The 7,973-nt window shown below is 67.5% G+C and carries 8 protein-coding genes and 1 pseudogene; 5 read left to right on the forward strand and 4 right to left on the reverse strand.

The annotated features are described in order from the left end of the window. The first annotated feature begins 111 nt into the window (after positions 1-111). From B1A78_RS18980 to B1A78_RS18995, 4 genes are all read left to right on the forward strand, one after another. The gene (locus B1A78_RS18980) at positions 112-1,707 is read left to right on the forward strand and encodes a helicase HerA-like domain-containing protein (protein WP_077148463.1); all 1,596 of its coding nucleotides are present in this window, start codon (positions 112-114) and stop codon (positions 1,705-1,707) included. Continuing rightward, positions 1,704-2,156, forward strand: coding sequence for a hypothetical protein (locus B1A78_RS18985; protein ID WP_077148464.1), 453 nt, complete (start codon positions 1,704-1,706; stop codon positions 2,154-2,156). Before B1A78_RS18980 ends, B1A78_RS18985 begins: the two co-directional genes overlap by 4 nt. A gap of 41 nt (positions 2,157-2,197) precedes the next feature. Further along, positions 2,198-3,484, forward strand: coding sequence for a cytochrome P450 (locus B1A78_RS18990; RefSeq protein WP_077148465.1), 1,287 nt, complete (start codon positions 2,198-2,200; stop codon positions 3,482-3,484). A 92-nt stretch (positions 3,485-3,576) separates the two neighbouring features. After that, positions 3,577-3,969 (forward strand): hypothetical protein, encoded by a 393-nt coding sequence (locus B1A78_RS18995; RefSeq protein WP_077148466.1) that lies wholly within the window; start codon positions 3,577-3,579, stop codon positions 3,967-3,969. Here B1A78_RS18995 and B1A78_RS19000 read toward each other — a convergent pair. The 4 genes from B1A78_RS19000 to queF all read right to left on the reverse strand — a co-directional run bounded on the left by B1A78_RS19000 (position 3,966) and on the right by queF (position 7,611). Continuing rightward, the gene (locus tag B1A78_RS19000; RefSeq protein WP_077148467.1) at positions 3,966-4,376 is read right to left on the reverse strand and encodes a thioesterase family protein; all 411 of its coding nucleotides are present in this window, start codon (positions 4,374-4,376) and stop codon (positions 3,966-3,968) included. The two genes, B1A78_RS18995 and B1A78_RS19000, sit on opposite strands and share 4 nt — an antisense overlap. A gap of 80 nt (positions 4,377-4,456) precedes the next feature. Then, the gene (locus B1A78_RS19005) at positions 4,457-5,482 is read right to left on the reverse strand and encodes a toll/interleukin-1 receptor domain-containing protein (RefSeq protein WP_077148468.1); all 1,026 of its coding nucleotides are present in this window, start codon (positions 5,480-5,482) and stop codon (positions 4,457-4,459) included. After that, the gene (locus B1A78_RS22810) at positions 5,479-7,119 is read right to left on the reverse strand and encodes a hypothetical protein (RefSeq protein ID WP_077148469.1); all 1,641 of its coding nucleotides are present in this window, start codon (positions 7,117-7,119) and stop codon (positions 5,479-5,481) included. Before B1A78_RS22810 ends, B1A78_RS19005 begins: the two co-directional genes overlap by 4 nt. Before the next feature lie 21 nt (positions 7,120-7,140). After that, complete coding sequence (queF, locus tag B1A78_RS19015; protein WP_144037905.1) at positions 7,141-7,611, reverse strand: preQ(1) synthase; 471 nt, start codon at positions 7,609-7,611, stop codon at positions 7,141-7,143. Between the two features lie 129 nt (positions 7,612-7,740). Between queF and B1A78_RS19020 the strand changes: the two are divergent. Next, positions 7,741-7,973 (forward strand): annotated as a pseudogene (locus tag B1A78_RS19020) (hypothetical protein); the annotation flags it as partial.

The following is a 7,973-nucleotide window of genomic DNA, read 5'->3' on the forward strand; positions in this document are numbered from 1 at the left end:
CTCCGACCCTGTTCCCCACCGCGTTTGGCCGCCCCCCGCACGCTTGCCGATTGCCTGCGCTTTCGCCGCGTTCTAGACCTAGGCCGGACTTGGACCAGCGGAGGACAGCGAGTGAGCGACGGCAGCACGGCGAGCGAAATCTATATCGGCCTCGGCGGCGGCGGGGCAGCGGATGGCCCGCGCCAGTCGCTGGTGCTCAAGCGCGCCAACCGGCACGGGCTGATCGCGGGCGCGACGGGGACCGGCAAGACGGTGACCTTGCAGGGGCTGGCCGAGGGCTTTTCGGCGGTCGGCGTGCCGGTGTTCGTCGCCGATGTGAAGGGCGACCTAGCCGGCATGGCGATGGCGGGCAGCCCGACGTCGAAGATGCACGAGATTTTTGCGGCGCGCGCCGCCGAGATCGGCGATGCCGAATGGGCGTATCGCGACAATCCGGTGATCTTCTGGGACCTGTTCGGCGAGCAGGGCCACCCCATTCGCACGACGATTTCGGAAATGGGGCCGCTGCTGCTCGCCCGGCTGATGGGGCTGAACGAAGTGCAGGAGGGGGTGCTCGCGATTGCCTTCCGCGTCGCCGACGAACAGAATCTGCTGCTGCTCGACCTCGGCGACCTGCAGGCGATGCTCGCCTGGTGCGCGCAGAATGCCGACGAGCTGACGGTCAAATATGGCAATGTGTCGAAGGCCACCGTCGGCACGATCCAGCGCCAGCTGCTGACGCTCGAGAGCCAGGGCGGCGATCATTTCTTCGGCGAGCCCGCGCTCGATATCCAGGACATGATCCGGCTCGACGACAATGGCCGCGGTTACATCAACATCCTCGCCGCCGACAAGTTGATGGCGAGCCCGAAGCTCTATGCGACCTTCCTGCTGTGGCTCTTGAGCGAGATGTTCGAGACGCTTCCCGAGGTCGGCGACCCCGACAAGCCGAAGCTCGTCTTCTTCTTCGACGAGGCGCATCTGCTGTTCGACGACGCGCCGCCCGCGCTCGCCGAGAAGATCGAGCAGGTCGTGCGGCTGATCCGATCGAAGGGCGTTGGCGTCTATTTCGTCACGCAGAACCCGATCGACATTCCCGAGGATGTTGCTGGGCAGCTCGGCAATCGCGTCCAGCACGCGCTGCGCGCCTTCACCCCGCGCGACCAGAAGGCGGTGAAGGCCGCCGCCGACACCTTCCGCCCCAACCCCAAGGTCGATGTCGCGCGCGAGATCACCGAGCTGAAGGTCGGCGAGGCGCTCGTGTCGCTGCTGATGCCCGACGGCGCGCCGTCGCCGGTCGAGCGTACGCTGATCAAGCCGCCGTGCTCGCGCGCCGGTCCGCTCGAGCCCAAGGAGCGCGCGATCATCCAGTCGATCTCGCCGGTCGAGGGCAAGTACGACACGCCGATCAACCGCGAGAGCGCCGAGGAACTGCTCGCCGCCAAGGCCGAGCAGGCGCAGGCCGCCGCGATCGAGGCCAAGGCGCAGGTAGAGGCTGACAAGGCCGCCGCCATCGCCGCGAAGGAAGAGGCGAAGCGCAAGGTCGCCGAGGAGAAGGTGCGGCTGCAACAGGAAAAGGCCGCGGCGCGCGAGGCCGCGAAGCCGAGCTTTGCCGACAAGATGGTGCAATCGGCGGCGCGATCGGCGGCGACGAGCATCGGGCGGCAGGTCGCGGGCAAGTTCGGCGGCCAGCTGATGCGCGGCATATTGGGCAGCCTGTTCAAATGAGCGCCGCCGATGCCGCGCTGATGGAGGCGAGCCTGGTGGCCGTCGCCGACGCGGGCATCGACATCCGCCTGCCGCTGTTCGAGCGCTTCTTTGCCGCGTACCCGGCACGCCGGCCTAGCTTCATCTCGGTCGATGCCGCGTCGCGGCGGATGACCGACGAGACGCTCCAGATGATGTTCGGGCTCGCGGGCGGCGAGGCGTGGGTGTGGCCGCTCGTCGCCGAATTGGTGTTCACCCACCGCAGCTATGGCGCGCTGCCGATCGGCGAATATGACGCCTTCATCGACATGACGGTCGCCGAGCTGGGCGTGGCGGCGGGCGATGCTTGGAATGCGGAAACGGCGGCGGCATGGGCGCGGAGTGCGGCGGCGCTGAAGACGATGATCCGCAAGGCGCGCGCCGAATGGGCCGAGGCGATGCCCGCGGGGGCGCCGCAGCTCGCCGAATAGCCCTCTCGACAAGTCCCGCGAATCGCGGCAGCTTCGGTTGCATGACAAAACCGATATTGCCTGGAGAGGTAGCCGCCGCCGTCGTCGATCCCGTTGCTTATGGGGAATGGGACGGACTTCATGAGAAGCTGGGATGGGCGCGCGCCAATGCGCCGCTCGCGGTCGCCGAGACCGAGGAGGTCGACCCCTTCTGGCTCGTGACGCGGCACGCCGACATCATGGCGATCGGCAAGGACCCGCAGCGCTTCGCGAGCGGCATCCGCCCGACGGTGCTGACCAACCGCGACGGCGAGGCGATCGCGCGCGCCGCGACTCCGAACAACGACGGCCACCTGATCCGCTCGCTGGTGCAGATGGATGCGCCCGACCATATGAAATATCGCCTGCTCACCCAGAGCTGGTTCATGCCCAAGAATCTGAAGATCGTCGAAGACCGCATCCGCCAGATCGCGCGCGAGACGGTCGACGGCCTGCTCGCCTCGGGCGGCGAGTGCGATTTTGCGCGCGATGTCGCGGCGCATTACCCGCTGCGCGTGATCATGGATATCTTGGGCGTGCCCGCCGAGGACGAGCCGCGCATGCTGATGCTGACGCAGCAATTGTTCGGATCGACCGATCCCGAGCTGAACCGCAGCCGCGAGGCGATCACCAGCGCCGAACAGGCGATCGCGATGCTCCATTATGTCATCGCCGATTTCGAGAATTATTTCCGCGAACTGACCGCCGACCGCCGCGCCAATCCGCGCGAGGACATCGCGACGGTGATCGCCAATGCGAGCGTAGACGGCGGGCAGATCCCCGACCGCGAGCTTGCGGGCTATTATATGATCATCGCGACCGCGGGGCACGACACGACGAGCGCGTCGACCGCGGGCGCGATCATGGAACTGGCGAAGAACCCCGCGCTGTTCGAGCGCTTCCGCGATGCCGAGAGCGACAAGGCGGGGTTGATCGAGGAGGCGATCCGCTGGACCACCCCGGTGCAGCATTTCATGCGCAGCGCGAAGGAAGACGTCGAGATCGGCGGGCAACAGGTGCGCGCGGGCGACTGGCTGATGCTCAACTATGTTTCGGCCAACCGCGACGAGGGCATTTTCGCCGACCCCTTCGCCTTCGACCCCGACCGGCCGAAGAACCAGCAGATCGCCTTCGGCTTCGGCGCGCATGTGTGCCTCGGCCAGCACCTCGCGCGCATGGAAATGCGGATCATGATGGAGGAACTGCTGCCGCGCATCGGAAAGCTCGAACTCGCGGGCGACCCGGCGCGCGTGGAGTCGGTGTTCGTCGGCGGGCTGAAGCGGCTGCCGATCCGGTTCGAGGCAGCTTAGCGGCGGGTCGCGACGCGGGCGCGCACTTTCCCCTTTGCGATGGCGTGCCGTCGTGCCAAAGCGGGGGCGGGTCGATATTCGAAGGTCAAACCATGAAATATCCGATCCTTGCCGCCGCTATGCTGGCCGCCGCTACCGCACCCTCCGCCACCGCGATGACGATCGACGCCGACGAGCGCGAGCTTTACGACGACAGCATCCAGTGCATGGCCTTTTTCGGGATCATGGCGGGGCTGGGCAGCGAGGGTGTCGCCGAGGACCCGAAGATGGTCGAATCGGGAACGAAATTCCTCGCGATCGCGACGGTGCTCGCCGACGAGGATGATGCGCAGATCAAGACCGACTTCGAACGGCAGATGCGCGCCTTTGCCGCGATCGCCGAAAATGCCGAGGATCCCGGCATGGTCCAGAAGGTCAAGGACATCGACGAGAATTGCAAATTTCTCGAGACGCTCGTCGACGCGATGCTCGAAAGTTCGAGCTAGGCCTTTTCCGCCGGGAAGAACTTCGCGACGACCTCGCTCGCGAGGCGCGCGGGGCGCAGCGTTTCGGCGTCGATGCAGCACCAGCTCGACTTGACCTCGGCCAGCACATCCTCGCCGCGCTTGATAATCGTTTCGTAAAAGGCGCGCGCGCCCTGGACTTTCTCGAGGATCACGGTCGCGATGACCTGGTCGTCGAGGAAGGCGGGGCGGCGGTAGGTAATCTCGTGCTTCAGCGCGACCCACAGATGCGCCGCGACCGCGTCGGGCGGCGCGATATGGCGCCAGTGCGACAGCACCGCGTCCTGCACCCAGCTGAGATAATGGGCGTTGTTGACATGCCCCATGAAGTCGATCGCGTCGGCGCCGACGGCAATGGCGTGATCGTGCGGGAGCGAGGCGGCGGTCATAACGTTGACACTAATGTCAACAGTTCGTGACGGAAAGATGAAATATCGAGCGTTTCGATAGAATTATCGATGCTGGATACTCAGCCGCATGTCTCGACCACGCCGCGCACCGAAAAATGGCAGGCGGCGCTGTAGGTGAGGCCGCAGCGGTGGCCGCCGATGCTATCGCAGCGATAGTCGGTCGGCGTGATGCGGACGTCGAGCAATTGTTCGTCGGGACCGGCGGCAAGGCAGGCGGGGACCGCGATGCGTGCGTCGGCTTTCGCGCGGGCCAGCGCGTCGGCCTCCGCTGCGGCGCGCGAGGCGAGCGCGGCCTCGCTCGTCCGGACATAGCCGATGCCGGTTCGCTCGACCGGCGCGGCGGTCGTGGCGCGCCCGGTCGTTGCGGCGGCCAGCAGGCGGCTCGCTTCGGCGGCATGGGCGCCATTCGGGAACCGCGCGATATGGCGCCGGAGCGCCGGACAACTGCCCGGCTCGCGCGCCTCCCATGCCAGCCGTTCTTCGCGCGTCGGACGGTCGCCGAGGCCGGCGTTGCCGCACAGGTCCGACAGGCCGTCGCTGGCACCGCAGAGTCCGTTCTGGACGCCGAGCAGGTTGAGCGCGAGCGCGCCGAGCAAGGCTGCGGCGATCAGGCCAACTGCACCAACGCCAATGCGGCGTTGCAACCGGGCCGAGGGGCCGGTCGCGGCGGGCACCGCTTCCCCCGCGAGGCGGGCTCGCACTGCGGCGACGAAATCGCGGAAATCGGGATCGCGCTGCGAACGACCATTCCAGCGCGACAGGTCGATCGACTGGATCTCGCCAAAACCGAGCGGCGGCGCGACGCGGTCGATCGTCACCGGGACGAGGATGCCGCGTGCCTTGCCACGGCTGGCTTCGTCGCGGACGAAGTCGCCCGCGGGGCCGACGCTCGCCGCGCTCCACACGACGACCACGACGCCGGCATCGTCGAGCGCGCTCTGGATATTCTCGCGCCAGTTTTCGGCGCCGGGCAGCGCGCGGTCCCACCAGACCGGAACGCCTGCCGCCTCCAGCGCGCGGACCATCGGATAGACGCGCGCCTCGTCCTCGCGCTTATAGGAGAAAAAGACGCGCGCGCCGGTCATGGCGCGGTCGCCGCGTCTGCCGCAACCGGCGCCGGTGTGCGGATCGGGGTGCAGGCGGGCTGCATTTCGGCGAGCGAGCGGGCGCCGTCGAACATCTGCTGATCGACCGGGCCCAGCGGCTCGACCGCCGCGAGGCGTTCCCATGCGGTCACGACGTCGGACCAGCAGGCCTTGTCGTCGGCAAGCGCGACGCCGGTCAACATCTGCTGGTTGAGGCGCAGATAGCTGGGCAGGCCGGGCGCCTGAGCGAGCAGCCGGTCGAGCGCGTCGAGCGCGATGCGCAGGATCGCTGCCGCCCGGTCCCGGTTTCCGGCCTGAGTCTCGAGCGTCGCGAGGAACACCCCGGTCTGCACGAGAAAATTGTCGCGCTGCCCCGATTGCGGTACTTTGCGCTGCGCCGCAAAGGCGCTGCGGCAGGCGGCCAGCATGTCGTCGGGCCGGTTCTGTTGCAGGCGAATCTGGCAGATCTGGACATATTGATCGTGGAGCGGCGCGTTGAGATAGGCGGCCTCGATCGGCTGGGTCGCGACGGTCTTTTCGAGCAATGCGGTCGATTCGGTGAGCGCGGCGAGCATGTCGTCGAAGCGGTAATATTGGCGATCGAGGAAAGCGATCTGGCCGAGCGACTGCGCGATCTGCGCTACCGGATAGATGGCGTCGGGATCGGCTTCGCGCATGATCTTCAGGCTTGCGAGCACTTCGAGCAGAAGAGCCCGTTCGTCCTCGAAACGCCCCGCCAGATGCGAGAGCGACACCAGATTATAGAGCAGGTTGAGCTCGATGCCCCGGCGAAATCCGCCGGGCAGATCGTCGGGGCCGAGCGCGCGCGTCGCGGTCAGCGCGTCGCGATTGAGCGCGATCAGCTGATCGGGGGTCGAGGTCGGCGCGGCGGCGGTCAGGCGCTGGATGGCAAGGCCCTGCCGTTCGAGCGGTCTGGTTGCGAGTGCCTGCGCGCGGTCGAGCGCCGCGAGAGCAGCGTCGCTGTGGCGCGCCTCATATTCGGCCGAGGCGAGCGCGGTGAGGCCGAGCACATTGTCGGGCTCGGCCGCGACGGCGTCGCGCCAGCGGGTGGCGACATCCTCGGCCGTGACCGATTCGGGATTGAACATGCGCATGATCGTGCGGATGCGCGCGGCAACACGCTTGTCCCGCGCGCTGCCCGCCGCCGCGATCGCCGCGATCCGTGTCCAGGCGCCGGCGCGGTCGGGGCCGGCAAAATCGTCGAGCGCGGTCCGCAACTCGGCGGTGGCTCCGGCGCCGAGTTGTTCCAGCTCGGTCGCGAGCGTGGCGAAGCGCAACTCGCTGATCAGATCGCCGTTGCGTTTCAGGATGTCGCTGAGCAACTGTTGCTCGCGCAGGTTCGCGCCATCGAGTTCGCTGCGCAATCGATCCGCTTCGGCCTTGGCGCCGCTGCCGCGTCTTTCGGCGGCCGTCAGCTTCGCCTGCAAGGCGCGGCGATTGCTGTCGGCGTCGCGCAGCAATTTCGCTTCGCGATCATCAGCGAGGCGGCGCTCGGAAATCAGCTGCTGCTGGAGCTGGAGGACATAGATATTCGAGGATTGGGCCATCGCCGGCACGGCGGGCGTCAGCGCGAGAAACGCAGCGGCGAGCGCGAGAAGACCCCATATCCGTCGCATGCCCCGCCCCCCGGTGAGTCGCTATCCGCGACCGCGATAGGGCGCCACGCCCTGGTCGGGAAGCCAAAGTTCCTTGGGTGGAGCGCCCGATTGCCAGAAGACGTCGATCGGGATGCCGCCGCGCGGGTACCAATAGCCGCCGATGCGCAGCCAGCGCGGCTGCATCTCGTCGAACAGGCGGCGGCCGATGCCGACGGTGCAATCCTCGTGGAACCCCGCATGGTTGCGGAAGGAGCCGAGAAAGAGCTTGAGGCTCTTCGATTCGACGATCGTGTCGCCGGGCGCGTAATCGATCACGAGGTGCGCGAAATCGGGCTGGCCGGTCACCGGGCAGAGCGAGGTGAATTCGGGCGCCGCGAAGCGCACAAGATAAAGATCGCCGGCGCGCGGATTGGGGACATAGTCGAGCACCGCCGCCTCGGGTGAGGCGGGCAGTTCGCTCGACTGGCCGAGATGTTTGGGCGCGAGCGGCGGAGGGGTGGAATCACTCATGGAAACCATCTAGGGACGCGCGCGGCCGATGTCATCCACCGGCTGGCATCACTTGGGGGCCTTGCGCCCCATTCAGCGCCAATTCAGCGGATCGGGCCTGAAGCAGAGTATCGGGATCGCGTGACGAGAATGACGGACAGGCCTTTCGGGATCAGGAGCAGCGCGCGCACGGCGCTGGCGTTCGCGCTGGCGGCGAGCTTTGCCGCGCCCGCGGCCGCGCAGCAGGCCGATACGCCGACCACCCCTCCGATCGATTTCCGCCTGCCGCCGCCGACCGACGACGGTCGCAGCCCGGGCGTGCAGGGTCCCGCCGACAATGGCATCGCCCCATCGGGTCCGGGCGAGCGCCGCGGGCCGACGCC

It is taken from the genome of Sphingopyxis sp. KK2, assembly GCF_001990265.1.
Classification (GTDB): domain Bacteria; phylum Pseudomonadota; class Alphaproteobacteria; order Sphingomonadales; family Sphingomonadaceae; genus Sphingopyxis.